The organism is Shinella sp., from assembly GCF_035998705.1.
Taxonomy (GTDB): domain Bacteria; phylum Pseudomonadota; class Alphaproteobacteria; order Rhizobiales; family Rhizobiaceae; genus Shinella.
In genome coordinates this window covers 193,484-206,540 of the sequence record NZ_DASYHH010000027.1, presented here as the reverse complement: position 1 = coordinate 206,540, position 13,057 = coordinate 193,484, and the positions used below count along the sequence as shown (strand labels likewise).

At 65.6% G+C, this 13,057-nt stretch carries 11 protein-coding genes; 7 read left to right on the top strand and 4 right to left on the bottom strand.

Annotated features, from left to right (window positions below; all coding sequences use genetic code 11):
* Window positions 1-46: 46 nt before the first annotated feature.
* Complete coding sequence (locus VGN93_RS24145) at window positions 47-1,165, top strand: branched-chain amino acid ABC transporter substrate-binding protein (protein WP_319313136.1); 1,119 nt, start codon at window positions 47-49, stop codon at window positions 1,163-1,165.
* Window positions 1,166-1,210: 45 nt separating this feature from the next.
* Here the strand turns inward: VGN93_RS24145 and VGN93_RS24140 are convergent, their stop codons facing one another.
* On the bottom strand, window positions 1,211-2,068 hold the full coding sequence (locus tag VGN93_RS24140) for a LysR family transcriptional regulator (protein WP_327509537.1): 858 nt from the start codon (window positions 2,066-2,068) through the stop codon (window positions 1,211-1,213).
* Between the two features lie 92 nt (window positions 2,069-2,160).
* On the opposite strand from VGN93_RS24140, the gene VGN93_RS24135 reads away from it, so the two are divergent.
* Genes VGN93_RS24135 through VGN93_RS24110 form a run of 6 tightly spaced genes read left to right on the top strand, consistent with a single transcriptional unit; the run spans window position 2,161 to window position 9,031 of the window.
* Window positions 2,161-3,498, top strand: coding sequence for an aspartate aminotransferase family protein (locus VGN93_RS24135; RefSeq protein ID WP_327509536.1), 1,338 nt, complete (start codon window positions 2,161-2,163; stop codon window positions 3,496-3,498).
* A gap of 13 nt (window positions 3,499-3,511) precedes the next feature.
* Window positions 3,512-3,958: a cobalamin B12-binding domain-containing protein gene (locus tag VGN93_RS24130; protein WP_327509535.1), complete on the top strand. Its 447-nt coding sequence runs from the start codon at window positions 3,512-3,514 to the stop codon at window positions 3,956-3,958.
* Complete coding sequence (gene meaB, locus VGN93_RS24125; RefSeq protein WP_327509534.1) at window positions 3,955-4,944, top strand: methylmalonyl Co-A mutase-associated GTPase MeaB; 990 nt, start codon at window positions 3,955-3,957, stop codon at window positions 4,942-4,944. The genes VGN93_RS24130 and meaB overlap by 4 nt, the downstream gene beginning before the upstream one ends.
* Window positions 4,941-6,641 (top strand): methylmalonyl-CoA mutase family protein, encoded by a 1,701-nt coding sequence (locus VGN93_RS24120; protein ID WP_327509533.1) that lies wholly within the window; start codon window positions 4,941-4,943, stop codon window positions 6,639-6,641. The genes meaB and VGN93_RS24120 overlap by 4 nt, the downstream gene beginning before the upstream one ends.
* Before the next feature lie 11 nt (window positions 6,642-6,652).
* The gene (locus VGN93_RS24115) at window positions 6,653-7,402 is read left to right on the top strand and encodes an enoyl-CoA hydratase/isomerase family protein (protein ID WP_327509532.1); all 750 of its coding nucleotides are present in this window, start codon (window positions 6,653-6,655) and stop codon (window positions 7,400-7,402) included.
* A 9-nt stretch (window positions 7,403-7,411) separates the two neighbouring features.
* Entirely contained in the window at window positions 7,412-9,031 is a 1,620-nt protein-coding gene (locus tag VGN93_RS24110; RefSeq protein WP_327509531.1) for an AMP-binding protein, read from the top strand.
* Here VGN93_RS24110 and VGN93_RS24105 read toward each other — a convergent pair.
* From VGN93_RS24105 to VGN93_RS24095, 3 genes are read right to left on the bottom strand one after another with little or no spacing between them, the layout of a single operon-like run.
* Window positions 9,028-10,143: an ABC transporter permease gene (locus tag VGN93_RS24105; RefSeq protein WP_327509530.1), complete on the bottom strand. Its 1,116-nt coding sequence runs from the start codon at window positions 10,141-10,143 to the stop codon at window positions 9,028-9,030. The genes VGN93_RS24110 and VGN93_RS24105 overlap by 4 nt on opposite strands.
* Window positions 10,144-11,292 carry an ABC transporter permease gene (locus VGN93_RS24100; RefSeq protein WP_327509529.1) on the bottom strand — a complete coding sequence of 383 codons (1,149 nt, stop codon included), beginning with the start codon at window positions 11,290-11,292 and terminating at the stop codon, window positions 10,144-10,146.
* Window positions 11,289-13,052 (bottom strand): ATP-binding cassette domain-containing protein, encoded by a 1,764-nt coding sequence (locus VGN93_RS24095; RefSeq protein WP_327509528.1) that lies wholly within the window; start codon window positions 13,050-13,052, stop codon window positions 11,289-11,291. The genes VGN93_RS24100 and VGN93_RS24095 overlap by 4 nt, the downstream gene beginning before the upstream one ends.
* Window positions 13,053-13,057 lie beyond the last annotated feature (5 nt).

The following is a 13,057-nucleotide window of genomic DNA, read 5'->3' as shown; positions in this document are numbered from 1 at the left end:
CAGCAAAGTGTCATCAACGCCCGCAGCCATACTGGGAGCGCATCAAATGAAGAAACTACTCTTGTCCTCGGTCGTCCTTACGTCGCTTACGATTTTTGCGGCCAATGCCAAAGCCGATATCCTGATCGGCGTCGCCGGTCCCATCACCGGCCCGAACGCGGCCTTCGGCGCGCAGTTCGTCAAGGGCGCGGAACAGGCCGTCGCCAATATCAACGCCGCCGGCGGCGTGCTTGGCGAACAGTTGAAGGTCGTCATCGGCGATGACGTGTCCGACCCCAAGCAGGGCATTTCCGTCGCCAACAAGTTCGTCGCCGACGGCATCCACTATGTCGTCGGTCACTTCAATTCCGGCGTCTCGATCCCGGCTTCCGAGGTCTATGCGGAAAACGGCGTGCTGCAGATCACGCCCGCCTCGACGAACCCGCAATTCACCGAGCGCGGGTTGTGGAACACCTTCCGCACCTGTGGGCGCGACGACCAGCAGGGCAAGGTGGCGGGCGAATATATCGCCGCGAACTTCAAGGATGCCAAGATCGCCATCGTGCACGACAAGACACCCTATGGTCAGGGACTCGTCGACGTGGCGCGCCAGACGCTGAAGGAACACGGCATCGGCGACGTGCTCTATGAAGGCATTACCAGCGGCGAGAAGGATTTTTCCGCGCTCATCGCCAAGATGAAGGATGCCGGCGTGACGCTGATCTATTTCGGCGGCCTGCACACCGAAGCCGGCCTGATCATGCGCCAATCCGCCGACCAGGGGCTGAAGGCCACGCTGTTTTCCGGTGACGGCATGGTGTCGAGCGAACTGGCGCAGATCGCCGGCGATGCGGTCATCGGCACGCTGAACACCTTCGCTCCCGATCCGCGCCGCAACCCGACGGCGAAAGAGGTGGTCGACACCTTCCGTGCCGCGGGCTTCGAGCCGGAGGCCTATACGCTCTACTCCTACATCGCCGTGCAGATCGTCGCCGCTGCCATCGAGAAGACCGGCTCGGCCGAGGACGCGCAGAAGGTCGCCGAAACCATCAAGGCGGGCGGACCCTGGGCCACGGCGCTGGGCGAGATCGGCTATGACGCCAAGGGCGACATCACCCGCCCGGACTACGTCATCTACGAATGGAAAAAAGGCGAGGACGGCAAGCCGACCTATTTCGAGAAATAGGTTCTGCTCCGACGGCTGCGGCGGGAGAAGTCTCGTCGCAGCCGGCTAAAGCGTGGGCAGCGTCGCGCGGATGTGATCGGCGAAGGTGGTGACGGCGGGCGAGCGGTCGCCTTCCGCAAAGACGATCAGCATGCCGAGATGCGGCAGGTGCGGCAGTGGCGCATTGAGGATGTGCAGATCCGGCGGCACCGCCTCCTGCGTCATGACGCAGATGGCAAGGCCGGAGCGGGCAAGGCCGATCAGCCCGGCGAGACTGTTGCTGGCATAGGAGATCTTGTAGCGCAGGCCCGCCCGCGCCATCGCTTCGCAGGCCGCGCGGTGATCCATGGCGTTCGATGCCGGCAGTGCCAGCGGCACCGTATCGCCGAAATCGTGCAGTTCGAGCGTCGGCTTGCTGCCGACCCAGACGAGGGGTTCGGTGCGCACGACATTGTCGACGTCGTTCAGGTTGGGGGTCGAAACCAGAGCCAGATCGACCTTGCGCGATTGCAGCAGCCCGCGCAGTTCGACCGTCGGTGCCGATACGACCTTGATCTCGACATCCGGATAGCGGGTGCCGAAACTCTTGAGGAGCATCGGGAAGAAGGACAGCAGGTAGTCTTCCGGGCTGCCGAAGACGATGGAGCCGTGCAGGCCCTTGTCGGAAAAGGCGGAGACCGCTTCGTCGTGCATTTTCAGGATGCGCTCGGCATAGGCGAGGAAACGCTCGCCGCTGCCCGTCAGCCGGACCCCGCTGCCGCTGCGGTGCAGCAGGTTCTGGCCGAGCATCTCCTCCAGCCGCTGCATCTGCATCGTCACCGCCGATTGCGTGCGCCCGACCTGCACTGCGGTGGCGCTGAGCGAGCCGGAATGGGCGGCGTGCACGAAGGTGATGAGCAGGCGGAGATCGAGCGGACCATGCATATCAGTTTTCCTTATATCCGAATTAAAGAACTATCAATTTTACACAGATGACGCCAGCGGCTACCGTTTTTTCACAGACATTGGAGGCTCACATGTCAAACAATCAGGATCCCGCCTTCTGGGCAGCCGCTCGAAAGCATCTCATCCGCTACGGCGGCAGTTTCGACCCCGCCATCATCGAGCGCGCCGAGGGCTCCTTCGTCTATGACGCGGACAACCGGCCGATCCTCGACTTCACCTCCGGCCAGATGAGCGCGCTGCTCGGCCATTCCCATCCGAAGATCGTCACCGCCGTGCAGCGCCAGATGGCGAAGGTCGCGCATCTCTTCTCCGGCATGCTGTCGCGTCCCGTGGTGGAACTCGCCGAGCGCCTGGCGGCGCTGGCGCCGGGTCTCGACCGGGTCATGCTGCTATCGACCGGGGCAGAATCCAACGAAGCCGCCATCCGCATGGCCAAGCTCGTCACCGGCCGGCACGAGATCGTCGCCTTCTCCAAGAGCTGGCACGGCATGACGGGCGCGGCGAGTTCGGCGACCTACAGCGCCGGCCGCAAGGGCTACGGCCCGGCCATGGTCGGTTCGCTGACCATTCCCGCGCCGAACACCTTTCGCCCGCGCTTTCGCCATGCGGATGGTAGCCTCGACTGGAAAACGGAGCTCGACGACGCGTTCGGGCTGATCGACAGCCAGTCCGTCGGCAGCCTCGCTGCCTTCATCGCCGAACCGATCCTGTCGAGCGGCGGCCTGCTCGAACTGCCGCTCGGCTATCTCGCTGCGCTGAAGGAAAAATGCCGCGAGCGCGGCATGCTGCTCATCCTCGACGAGGCGCAGACCGGTGTCGGCCGGACGGGCACCATGTTCGCCTTCCAGCGCGACGGCGTGACGCCGGATATCCTGACGCTCTCCAAGACGATCGGCGCCGGCCTGCCGCTTTCGGCGGTGATGACGACCGCGGAGATCGAGGACACGGCGCATGAGCGGGGCTACCTCTTCTACACCACGCATGTCTCCGATCCGCTGCCGGCGGCAATCGGGCTGGCCGTGCTCGACGTCGTCGAGGAAGAGGGGCTCGTCGAGCGCGCGCGCCATATCGGCGGCCGGCTTTTCGAAGGGCTGTCGCAGCTGAAGTCGCGCTTCGAATGCGTCGGCGACGTGCGCGGCCGCGGCCTGATGCTCGGCGTCGAGATCGTCAAGCCTGATGGCAGCGGCGGTTCCGACCATGAGCTTGGCAGCCGGATCGCCGCGGAAGCCTTCCGCCGCGGGCTCAGCATGAACATCGTCAAGCTGCCCGGCATGGGCGGCGTGTTCCGCATCGCGCCGCCGCTGACGATTTCCGAAGACGAGATCGACCTCGGCCTGCGCATCATCGCCCAGTCCATCGAGGCGGCATCGGCGGCCGGCGCAAGCCCTGCCGGCATTGCGGCAGAGTGAGGAAAGACAACCGATGACCGAAACGAACCTTGGCGATGCCGCAACGGCCGAAGCCCCCGAAACCATCCGCGTGCTTGTCGCCAAGCTCGGGCTCGACGGCCATGACCGGGGCGCAAAGGTGGTGGCCCGCATCCTGCGCGACGCGGGCATGGAGGTCATCTATACCGGCCTCTACAAGACACCGAATGACGTCGTCCACGCCGCGATCCAGGAAGACGTCGACGTCATCGGCGTCAGCCTTCTCTCCGGCTCCCATGTGCCGCTGTTTCGCGAACTGTGTCGCTGCCTGCGCGAGGAGGGCGCCGAGCATGTGCTCGTCGTCGCCGGCGGCGTCATTCCGGAGCAGGACTACGCCGCGCTCCTGGAAAGCGGTGTCGATGCGATCGTGCCGCAGGAGGCGCGCGCCGACCTGATCGTCACGACGATCGAAGGCCTCATCGCCGCCCGTGGTCGCATATGACGATCGTCACGCATTCCCGAACGGCAAAGCGCGGCACCTACACGCCCTCCGCCGCGCTGGTGAAGGACGTGCTTGCGGGGCGGTCGATCGCCATCGCCCGGATGATTTCGCGCGCCGAAGAAGGTTATCCCGAGGCCGCCGAAGCGCTCGCCGAACTCTACAGGCATGGCGGCAATGCCCATATCGTCGGCATCACCGGCGTGCCGGGGGCCGGCAAGTCGACGCTCGTCTCGGCGCTCATCAAGGCCTATGCCGCGGAAGGCCGCAAGGTCGGCGTCATCGCGGTCGATCCGAGCAGCCCCTATTCCGGCGGCGCGATCCTCGGCGACCGCGTGCGCATGAGCGAGACGGCCGCCGCCGGCGGTGCCTTCGTGCGCAGCATGGCGACCCGCGGCCATCTCGGCGGGTTGACGCGCGCGACGCTCCAGGCGGTCGACGTGCTCGATGCGGCCGGTTATTCGCCCATCATCATCGAGACGGTCGGGGTGGGCCAGGACGAGGTGGAAGTGGTCACCGCCGCCCACACCGTCGTGGTTCTCTCTGCGCCCGGCCTCGGCGACGATATCCAGGCGATCAAGGCCGGCATCCTGGAAATCGCCGACATTCACGCCGTCAGCAAATGCGACAAGCCGGAGGCCTCGGCGACGGTTTCGGCGCTTCAGGGCATGCTGTCGCTCGGCGGCGGGTCCGGCTCGCACTGGACGTCGCCGGTGCTGCCCGTCAGCGCCGTTTCCGGCGAACGCATCGCCGAGCTGAAGCACGCCATCGGCGCGCATTGGGCGCATCTGCACGACAGCGGCGAACTCGCCGCGCGCCAGCGCGCCATCTGCAAGACGCGCATCCTCGGCACCGCAAGACATCTTTTTCAGCAGAAATTCCAGCAGGAATCCTCAACGCTCGAGACGCATATCCGGGCCGTGACGGAACGGCGGATGGACCCGTCGGTCGCCGCGCGCGCCCTGCTGGGTTGGGAGGAAGCCCGATGACCGACACCACCCTGTTTTCGCCGACGGCGATCGAAAATATCCGCGAAAGCCAGGCGGAATGGGAGGAGGGCGCGCTTGCCGCCTTCCTGAAAACCCGGCCGGAGGAAAAAGCCGTCTACGAGACGGAAAGCGGCATTCCACTGAAGCGGATCTATACCGCCGCCGACGTGGCCGACATTCCGGCCGACGAACTCGGCTTTCCCGGCGCCTATCCGTTCACGCGCGGCGTCTATCCGACGATGTATCGCGGCCGGCCATGGACCATCCGCCAGGTCGCCGGCTTCGGCAATCCGGAGGCGACCAACCAGCGCTACAAATACATGATCCAGACCGGCCAGACCGGCCTTTCGACGGATTTCGACCTGCCCACCCTGCTGGGGCTCGATTCCGACGATCCGATGGCCTTCGGCGAGGTCGGGCGCGTCGGCGTCGCCATCGACACGATGGAGGATGTCGACCGGCTGTTCGACGGGATCGACCTCGAGAAGATCTCGGTCTCGCTGACGATCAATCCTTCTGCCTGGGTGGTCTACGCCATGTTCGTCGCGGTGGCGGAGCAGCGCGGCCTGGATCTCCACAAGCTGACCGGCACCTTGCAGGCCGATCCACTGAAGGAATATGTCGCGCAGAAGGAGTGGATCTATCCGGTCCGCCCGGCCGTGCGCCTGCTGCGCGACCTGATCATGTACAGCGCCAAGGCGACGCCGAAGATCAATCCCGTCAGCCTCAGTGGCTATCATCTCTCCGATGTCGGCGGCAATGCGCTGCAGGAAATCGCCTTCACCATGGCCTTCACCATCTCCTATTGTGAGGAAGTGACGAAGGCCGGCATGGATATCGACGATTTCGCGCCGCGCCTTTCGTTCTTCTTCATCAGCCATCAGGATTTCTTCGAGCAGATCTGCAAGTTCCGCGCGGCCCGCCGCGTCTATGCCAAGATCATGGCCGAGCGCTTCAACGCGAAGAAGCCGGAATCCATGCGCCTGCGCGTGCATGTGCAGACGGCGGCCATGAGCCTCACCAAGGTCGAGCACCACAACAACCTCATGCGCACGGCCATCCAGGCGCTGGGCGCCGTGCTCGGTGGCTGCCAGAGCATGCACACCAACGGCCTCGACGAAGCCTTCGCCATCCCGACCGAGCAGGCGATGAAGCTCGCCATCCGCACCCAGCAGATCATCCGCGAGGAGATCAACGTGACGTCCGTCATCGATCCCCTCGGCGGCTCCTATTTCATCGAGCGCCTGACGAAGGACATGGAGACCGAAATGTGGAAGATGCTCGACGAGGTGCAGGAGCGCGGCGGCGCGATCCAACTGGTGGAGGAGGGGTGGTTCCAGCAGAAGCTCGCCGATTCCGCCTATGCGACCTTCAAGAAGATCGATTCCGGCGAGAAGATTTCCGTCGGCGTCAACAAGTTCGCCGACGAGGCGAGCAGCGCGGCGGATGTGCACATTCACCCCTATGACGACCATTGCACCCAGTTGCAGATCGACCGCCTGAAGATCATCCGGGCGAACCGGGACGATGCGCGCATACAGTCACTGATGGCGGAACTCGTCGAGCAGGCCCGCTCGGACGACATCAACCTGCTGCCAACGACCATCGAACTGGTGAAGGCCAAGGCGACGCTGGGCGAAATCTGCAGCGCGCTGCGCGAGGTCTGGGGTTCCTATGACGAACCGATGATCGTGTGAGGAGGCGGACGATGAACGAAGCAGTGATTTCGACGATCGAAGGCCCGGTCGCCTGGGTCAGGCTGAACCGGCCGGAGCGGCTGAACGCCATGAACCGGCAGCTCGTCGATGGGCTTTCCGAGGCGCTTGCGGCCGCGGAAGCCGACGAGGGCGTGCGCGCCATCATCCTGCATGGCGAGGGCCGGGCCTTCTGTTCCGGCGACGACCTCAAGGACCTCGACGCGCAGACCGCTTCGGAAGCCGAAACGCAGGACTGGGTGGAGGCCATCCAGGCCGTCACGCTCCAGATCATGCAGTCGCGCAAGATCGTCATCGCCGCGGTGCACGGCTGGTGCGTCGGCGGCGCGCTGGAATGGGTCATCAACTGCGACTTCCGGCTGTTTGCCGAAAACACTCGCTGGTTCTTCCCCGAAGTAACCTATGGCCTGTTCGTGACGGGTGGCGTGACGGCGCTCCTGACGAAGCAGATCGGCCCGCAGGTCACCAAGGAGCTTCTCATTCTCGGCGAGCGGCACGATGCGAAGAAGGCGCTGGAGGTGGGCATCGCCTGGAAGATCGTCGCCGAGGACCGGCTGCTCGACGAGGCCCGGCAACTGGCGCTGACGATCGCCTCGCGCCCGGCCGCCGCCGTTGCCGACGTCAAGCGCGCCATCAATGACGGTTTTCACTCATCCCTCGAAGATGCAATGGCGCAGGAGACGGCAGCCACGGTTCGTGGCTTCCTCTCTCCGGAGGCGCAGGCAAAGGCAAAAGAGTTCTGATCCGTGTCCATGACGCCCCATTCCCTTTCGCCCGTTCCGGGCCGCGATGACGCCGAGATCGAAGATCGCGTCCTGCCGAAGATCCTGCTGAAACAGGCCGAACGCTTCGGCTCCCGGCCCTTCCTCGACCTCGGCGGCCGGTCCGCCAGTTTCGAAGAGATGCTGGATCTTTCCAGCCGGCTTGCAAACGGGTTGCGCAAGCTCGGCGTCGGGCGTGGCGACCGGGTGGCGATGCTGCTCCCCAGTTGCCTCGAACTCGTCGTGACCTGGTTTGCCGCCGCGCATCTCGGCGCAATCGAGGTGCCGAACAATCCGGGCCTGAAGGGTGATTTCCTCTGCCATAACCTCAACAATTGCGGTGCGGAGGTGCTGGTCATCGATGCCGACGTGCTGCCCGAACTGGCGATCGTCCAGGACAGGCTGCCGGACGTGCGCACGCTCGTGCTGGTCGGCGCCGATCCGGAGATGGCGCGTGCGGCGGGGGTGAAGATCGATCGCATCGTGCGCTTCGAGGACTGCCTGGCATCGCCGGCGACCCTGGATTTCGCACCTGTCCACTATTCCGATCCGATGGCGATCCTCTACACGTCGGGCACGACGGGCCCGGCCAAGGGCGCGCTGATGTCGCACCACCATTGTTATTCCTGGGCGGCGGCCATGGCGGCGAACCTCGGATACACCACAAACGACAGCTATTTCTCCGCCTTGCCGCTCTTCCATACGGATGCGCAGATGTTCGGCGTCTACCTGCCGCTGATCTACGGCACGAAGGCGACGCTCGCCGACAGTTTCAGCGCCTCGCGCTTCTGGGGCCAGGTTCGCGAGAGCGGTGCCACGGCGACCAACCTGCTCGGCGCCATGGCCGTCATCCTGATGCGCGCACCACTGTCCGACAGCGATAGCGACAACCCCGTGCGGGTCTGCCAGTGCATTCCCATGGTGCCGGACCAGCAGGCCTTCGAGCGCCGCTTCGGCATGCGGCTCGTCACCGGCTACGGCCAGACGGAAACCAGCTTCGTGACCCTCGACACCGTTGAGGATACCCGGCCCGGCTCCTGCGGCAAGCCGCATCCCGATTGGGAGGTCGCCGTCGTCGACGACAAGGACCGCCCGCTGCCGCCCGGCGCGATCGGCGAGATCGTCTCGCGCCCGAAGAAGAGCTGGAGCATGTTTTCCGGATATTACCGCGCCGAAGCGAAGACCGTGCAGACGCTTCGAAACCTTTGGTATCATTCGGGTGACGCCGGCGTGATGGACGAGGACGGCTGGCTGTACTTCAAGCACCGTCTGAACGAGGCGATCCGGCGGCGCGGCGAAAACATTTCCGCCTATGAGGTGGAGACGCTGGCCGAGCAGCACCCCGACATCGTCGAAAGCGCCGCCTTCGGCATCCCCTCGGAATTCACCGAGGAGGACATCATGGTGGTGGCGCTGCGCCGCGCCGGCTCGACGCTCGCGCCCGCCGACCTGCTGGACCATTTCCGGCAGAAGGCGCCACGCCACATGGTGCCGCGCTACATCGAGATCACCGATGCGCCGCTGCCGCGAACGCCGACCGAAAAGGTCGCCCGCAGCGTCCTGCGCCAACGTGGCCTCAGCGAGGCTACCTTCGACCGAGGCCCACGCTAGAGCCTGTGCCGGAACATCCAGGCGGAAATCGGCATGCTGACCGCTGCGATGACGGCGAGGGCGGCCATGTCGGGCAGCAGTTCGGCGAAATGGCCGCCTTCGAGATAGACCGTGCGGGTGATGCGGATCGCGTAGGTCAGCGGGTTGATCATCGTCAGATATTGCAGCGCGGCCGGCATGTTGTCCGTCGGCGACATCAGGCCGGAGAGCAGCATGAAGGGCATCAGGAAGACGAAACACAGGATCATCGCCTGCTGCATGTTTCCGGCGATCGAGGAGAGAAACAGGCCGAAGCCGATGGCCGCGGCCAGAAACAGGGCCAGCCCGGCATAGAGCGTGAGGAACGAGCCGGCAAAGGGGATCCGGAACCAGAACAGCGCCACGAGCAGGATCGCCGTGGCCTGGGTGATACCGACGATCATCGACGGGATCGCCTTGCCGATCATGATCTCGGTCGGGGTGAAGGGCGCGACGAGCAGCTGGTCGAACGTGCCTTCCTCCCGCTCGCGCGCCACCGACATGGCGGTCAGCATCATGGTCATCATCATCGTGATCGTGCCGATGAGCGAGGGGATCATGCTCCATCGGGTTTCGAGCTGCGGGTTGAACCAGGCACGCGTCGAAACCCGCACACCCGGTGCGGCCATGCCTTTTTCCGCCGCCCAGGCCGCGGCGAAATCGCCGATGATCGTGTTCGCATACCCTTGCGCGATGCCGCTCGTATTGGAATTCCGGCCATCCGCGATCACCTGGACGGCCGCCGCCGCCCCCGTTTCAAGCCCCCGCTCGAAGCCGGGGCCGACGACGACGATCAAAAGCACGCGCCGCGCATCGAGCAGCGGAACCGCCTCGGCGGTCTGCAGGAACGCGCCCTGCCGCTGGAAGATGCCGGACCCCTCCAGCTTCGCCACGAGCGCGATCGATGCGGCGCTGCGGTCCTGGTCGACCAGCGCATAGGGCACGTTGTTCAGGTCGTAGGTGGCGGCATAGCCGAAGATCAGGCATTGCAGGATCGGCGGCACGATGATGCTCGCCCGGCTCTTCGGGTCCTTCAGGATGACCAGCAGTTCCTTGCGGATGAGCGTCAGGATGCGAAGCAGCGAGGAGAACATCTAGGTGATCCTCTTGCGGGTCAGCCGGGCGGCGAGCGTCAGAAGCGCTGCCGCCATGCCGGCGAGGACCGCGGCATTGGGCAGGATGACGCTCCAGTTGTTGCCGGAGAGAAACAGGGTTTGCAGCAGCGTCACGAAATAGCGGGCCGGAAAGACATAGGTGATCAGCTGGACGGCCCAGGTCATGCTGCGCGGATCGTACATGAAGCCGGAGAGCATCATCGCCGGCAGGAAGGTGACGAGCACCGTCACCTGGCTTGCGACGAACTGGCTCTTGGTCGCGGACGATATGACCAGCCCAAGGCCGAGGGCGACGAGCAGGTAGAGCATCGACACGACGGTGAGGATGACGAGCGAGCCCCTGAGCGGCACGCCGAACAGCAGCTTGCTGCCGACGACGCAGAGCGCCAGACCGGCCAGGCCGAGAAGGAAATATGGCACGGTCTTGCCGAGAAGGATTTCGGCCGGGCGCACCGGCGTCACGAACAGCGCCTCGAACGTGCCGCGCTCCCATTCCCGCGCCATCACGAGGGCGGTCAGGAGCGCGCCGATCAGGGTCATGACGAGCACGATCAGGCCCGGCACCAGGAAGTAGCTGCTGTCATTCGCCTCGTTGAACCAGAGCCGCGGCTCGATGGCGATGCCGCCGCCGGAAGCGCTGCCATTCCGCGCGAGCTCCTTCGCCGCCCAGATGCCGACGGCGCCCTGGGCATAACCGAGCGAGATGCGCGCGGTATTGGCGTCGGCGCCGTTGATGATCAGCTGGACCTCGGCCGATCCCAGGTCGATGCTGCGGGCGAAATCGGAGGGTATGCGGACGATGGCGCGCACCTCGGCCGCCATCAGCATGCGTTCGGCCTCGTGCATCGTGCGTGCGGGCGTGGGTGAGAAATAGCGCGACAGTTCGAAGGCCGCGGCCACCCCGCGCGCCTCGGCGGAATCGTCCTCCATGACGATTGCGACGGGTACGTTCCTGACGTCGAGATTGATGCCGTAGCCGAAGAGGACGAGCAGCGCCACGGGCATGACGATGCCGATCGCGATGCTGCTGATATCGCGCAGGAGCTGGCGCGTTTCCTTGCGGATCAGCGCGCGGGTGCGGCGCAAGCTCGCCGGGAGACCGCCGGCCGGCCGGGGACGCTCCGTCATGCGGCCTTCTCCGTGCGCTTCTGCCGTTCCTGTTCGACGATGGCGATGAAGGCCTCCTCCATGGAGGGCGCGGCCGCGTCGGCGCCTGCGGCCTGCCGGCGGATTTCGACGGGGGTTCCTTCCGCGAGGTTGCGGCCGGCATCGAGAATGATGATGCGGTCGCAATATTCGGCCTCCTCCATGAAATGCGTCGTCACGATGATCGTGACGCCCTGCTCGGAGAGCGCGGTGATGCGCCCCCAGAACTGGCGCCGCGCGAGCGGATCGGCGCCGCTCGTCGCCTCGTCGAGGAAGAGGATATCCGGCTCATGCAGCAGGGCGGCGGCGAGGGCCAGGCGTTGCTTGAAGCCGCTGGGCAACTGCCCGCTCGGCAGGTCGGAAAAGCGGTCGAGTTCGAATTCGTCCTTCAGCGTCTCGATCCTGTCCCGCTTCCGGCCGCCGCGCAGCCCATAGGCGCTGGCGAAGAAATCGAGGTTCTCGTCGACCGTGAGCTGGCCGTAGAGCGAGAATTTCTGGGCGACGTAGCCGAGGCGCGCGCGGGCCTTGGCGCCTGCCTTCAACAGGTCGGCGCCGGCGACCTGCAGGGTGCCGCCGGTCGCCGGCAGGAGGCCGCAGAGCATGCGGAACGTCGTGCTCTTGCCGGCACCGTTCGGCCCGAGCAGCCCATAGACCTCGCCGCGGCGCACGCTGAAGCTGACACGGTCGACGGCGGTGAAATCGCCGAACCTGCGCACGAGATCGCGCACCTCGACGATCGTCTCGTCGCGCCGGTCCGGGCCATCGGAAACGCTGCCGGCATGGCCGGTCCGCTCCCTGTCCCCGGCGACGGCGTCGAACAGCATCATGAAGGCGTCCTCGAACCGCGGCGCCACCGCCTCCGTTTCGAGCGAGATGCCGTCCAGGTCCAGGGGCGCATCCAGATGATCGGGCTTCCGCACCACCCGGACCCGGCCGGCCTCCGGCACGGCATCGACGATGCCGGGCAGCGCGAAGAGCCGGGCTTGCAGGGAACGCGCCGGCACGTCCTGCGGTCCCGTGACGAGGAAGCAGCAGCCTTCAGCCTTCGCCGTGATCTCCGCCGGCGGCCCCTCGGCGAGGATTTTTCCGGCATGCATCAGGACCGCATGTTCGCAACGCTCCGCCTCGTCGAGATAGGAAGTGGCGACGATGACGGACAGCCCGTCCTCGCGGATCAGCTTGAACACGATCTCCCAGAGTTCGCGGCGCGACAGCGGATCGACGCCGACCGTCGGCTCGTCGAGCAGCAGCAGTTCCGGCGCGCGCACCAAGGTGCAGGCGAGGCCGAGCTTCTGCTTCATGCCGCCGGAAAGTTTCCCCGCCGGCCGTCCCTTGAACCGCCCGAGCTGCGTCATCTCGAAGAGCCGCGGATAGACCTTTTCGCGCTCCGCGTGGCCCACGCCATGCAGGTCGGCATAGAGGTCGAGATTTTCCTGCACGCTCAGGTCCTCGTAAAGGCCGAAGCGCTGCGGCATGTAGCCGATCCGGTCCTGCACGGCCTGCGGCGAGGCCACGACATCGATGCCGACCACGTCGAGGCTGCCGGCATCCGGCGCGATGAGCCCGCTCGCCAGTCGCAGCAGCGTCGTCTTGCCGGCGCCATCGGGACCGACGATGGCCGTCAGGGAACCTTTGCGCACATCGAGCGATACGCCGGCGAGCGCTTCGACAGTCTCGCCCGTATCCCGGCGGAAGGTCTTGCACACGTCCCGGGCGAGGAAGGAAAGCGGGCGGTCCTGCATGGCGT

What these genes read in the sequence shown, in the direction of transcription:
- VGN93_RS24145 (WP_319313136.1), top strand. Translation starts at nt 47, where the DNA reads ATGAAGAAACTACTCTTGTCCTCGGTCGTCCTTACGTCGCTTACGATT.
- VGN93_RS24140 (WP_327509537.1), bottom strand. Translation starts at nt 2,068, where the DNA reads ATGCATGGTCCGCTCGATCTCCGCCTGCTCATCACCTTCGTGCACGCC.
- VGN93_RS24135 (WP_327509536.1), top strand. Translation starts at nt 2,161, where the DNA reads ATGTCAAACAATCAGGATCCCGCCTTCTGGGCAGCCGCTCGAAAGCAT.
- VGN93_RS24130 (WP_327509535.1), top strand. Translation starts at nt 3,512, where the DNA reads ATGACCGAAACGAACCTTGGCGATGCCGCAACGGCCGAAGCCCCCGAA.
- meaB (WP_327509534.1), top strand. Translation starts at nt 3,955, where the DNA reads ATGACGATCGTCACGCATTCCCGAACGGCAAAGCGCGGCACCTACACG.
- VGN93_RS24120 (WP_327509533.1), top strand. Translation starts at nt 4,941, where the DNA reads ATGACCGACACCACCCTGTTTTCGCCGACGGCGATCGAAAATATCCGC.
- VGN93_RS24115 (WP_327509532.1), top strand. Translation starts at nt 6,653, where the DNA reads ATGAACGAAGCAGTGATTTCGACGATCGAAGGCCCGGTCGCCTGGGTC.
- VGN93_RS24110 (WP_327509531.1), top strand. Translation starts at nt 7,412, where the DNA reads ATGACGCCCCATTCCCTTTCGCCCGTTCCGGGCCGCGATGACGCCGAG.
- VGN93_RS24105 (WP_327509530.1), bottom strand. Translation starts at nt 10,143, where the DNA reads ATGTTCTCCTCGCTGCTTCGCATCCTGACGCTCATCCGCAAGGAACTG.
- VGN93_RS24100 (WP_327509529.1), bottom strand. Translation starts at nt 11,292, where the DNA reads ATGACGGAGCGTCCCCGGCCGGCCGGCGGTCTCCCGGCGAGCTTGCGC.
- VGN93_RS24095 (WP_327509528.1), bottom strand. Translation starts at nt 13,052, where the DNA reads ATGCAGGACCGCCCGCTTTCCTTCCTCGCCCGGGACGTGTGCAAGACC.